The organism is Acidiphilium sp. PM, assembly GCF_000219295.1.
GTDB lineage: Bacteria > Pseudomonadota > Alphaproteobacteria > Acetobacterales > Acetobacteraceae > Acidiphilium > Acidiphilium multivorum.
In genome coordinates this window covers 1-1,506 of the sequence record NZ_AFPR01000243.1, presented here as the reverse complement: position 1 = coordinate 1,506, position 1,506 = coordinate 1, and the positions used below count along the sequence as shown (strand labels likewise).

The window sequence follows — 1,506 nt, the reverse complement described above, 5'->3', positions numbered from 1 at the left end:
TCTCGATCAACGCCACGGCACCCTCCACCGTTTCCGCACCGACGGTCAGCCCATGATTGCCGAATACATAGATGGCATGGCCGGGCCGCGCCATCACGCCATCGGCCAGCGGCTGGCCAGGGCGGACATAGGGGACGAAGCCCCAGTCGAGCCCCGCGAGCGCGCCGGCGAGCCGGGCTTCGGCATCGGCGCGCACGGCCGTCGCGATGGTCGCAACGCAATGGACGTGCAGAACCACCCGGTGCGGCATCATCGCGTGCATCGCCGTCTCGATCGAGGGGCGCAACACACCGCCGCCGATCAGGAAGCGTTTCGCATTCTCGACATCGCCACCCTCGCCATAGGCTGCGCGCAGCGCAACGAAATCGACCGGCACCATCACGTCCTGCCGAGCGGCATCCGCCAGCCACTGGCCGGAAGCCTTGATCCACATCGCCCCGCCGAGCTTGATCGAGGTGTTGCCACCGGCGGCCTGCACCAGCAGCGGGTCGGCGCCGATCCGGGCCGAGGCGGCGACGAGTTCGGCAAGCGCCGGATCGTCCCGGCCGGGCGCCGCGCTCATGCCGCCACCCAGGCGGCGAAGGCCTCGCGCTCGGCGGTGGTCATGTGCAGACCATGCTTGGTGCGGCGATCCAGATAGTCGTCCGCCTCGCGCGCCCATTCGGCGCGGCGCAGATAATCGGCCTCGCATTCGTAGAACAGCCCGCCGAAATGCCGGCCGAGGCCGGCAAGATCACCCGCAGCACCGATCACGTCGGCGGCACGGGTGCCGTAGAGCCGCGCGTAGTGATGGGCGAGGGTTTCGGGCAGGAAGGGCTTGGCGCGCCGGAACTCCGCAAGAAACCGGTCGAAATCGGCGCCCTCCATGTCACCGCCCGGCAGCGGTGCCGCGCCGGTCCAGGGGGCCCGCATCGCGGGGAGGAATTTCTGCAGCCGCTCCAGCGCGTGCTCGGCGAGCTTGCGATAGGTCGTGATCTTGCCGCCGAACACCGACAGCAAAGGCGCCTCGCCCGGTTGCTCGTCGATATCGAAGACATAGTCGCGCGTCACCGCCGAGGGGTTCGCCGCCTTGTCGTCATATAGCGGGCGGATGCCGGAGAATTCGGCCACGATATCGTCTTCGGTGAGCGGCCGCTTCATGTAGCGGTTGACGGCGCGCAGCAGATAGGCGCGCTCCGCCGCATCGATCGCGACATCTTCGGCGGCACCGTCATAGGGAATGTCGGTCGTGCCGATCAGGCAGAGATCGTCCTCATAGGGATTGACGAAGATCACCCGCTTGTCGTCGTTCTGCAGGAGATAGGCCTGCGGACCATCCCAGAACTTGCGGACGACGATGTGGCTGCCCTTGACCAGGCGCACCTTCGCCGGCGTGTTCAGCCCGATCACGCCCTGCATGACTCCGGCAACCCACGGACCAGCGGCGTTGACCAGGACGCGGGACGTCACCGCTTCCGTCCCGCCATCGGCGGCGCGCAGGGTCACGTGCCAGACCCCGCCCTCGCG

General features: G+C 68.1%; 2 protein-coding genes. Both read right to left on the bottom strand.

Annotated features, from left to right (window positions below; all coding sequences use genetic code 11):
• On the bottom strand, nucleotides 1-562 hold a 562-nt coding region (locus APM_RS10530; protein WP_007423355.1), incomplete at its 3' end, for a class II aldolase/adducin family protein.
• Nucleotides 559-1,506: glycerol-3-phosphate dehydrogenase (locus APM_RS10525; RefSeq protein ID WP_039888290.1), on the bottom strand; the 948-nt coding region annotated here is incomplete at its 5' end. The genes APM_RS10530 and APM_RS10525, both read right to left, overlap by 4 nt.